Origin of the sequence: Photorhabdus viridis, from assembly GCF_040256935.1 — a bacterium.
In the GTDB taxonomy this organism is placed as follows: Bacteria; Pseudomonadota; Gammaproteobacteria; order Enterobacterales; family Enterobacteriaceae; genus Photorhabdus; species Photorhabdus viridis.
In genome coordinates this window covers 1-223 of record NZ_JBEJZY010000550.1, presented here as the reverse complement: position 1 = coordinate 223, position 223 = coordinate 1, and the positions used below count along the sequence as shown (strand labels likewise).

1 protein-coding gene and 1 pseudogene are annotated in these 223 nt (G+C 61.0%); both read left to right on the top strand.

Annotation, left to right across the window (positions count from 1 at the left end):
- Positions 1-81, top strand: an 81-nt coding sequence (locus ABR397_RS25275; RefSeq protein ID WP_407072909.1) for a hypothetical protein, incomplete at its 5' end; no start/stop codon positions are given.
- A gap of 4 nt (positions 82-85) precedes the next feature.
- Positions 86-223: pseudogene (locus tag ABR397_RS24500) on the top strand (type VI secretion system baseplate subunit TssK); the annotation flags it as partial.

Sequence of the window (223 nt, the reverse complement as noted above, 5' to 3'; positions counted from 1 at the left end):
TATGCCGTGCCCCATTTTCAGGTGGAAGGGCTCGACGTCAATCTGTCTCTGGTTTCCCAGATGCCGAAAGCCAAGGGGTAACGCCATGAAAATTGATCGTCCGCTCTGGGTGACGGGGACCATCCTGTCGCCCCAACAGTTTCAGCAACAGGCCCGCTGGGAGGCGTATGCCCGTGAATGCGTTGCCCGACTGGGGGGACTGCCTCCCTGGGGCGTGCTGACC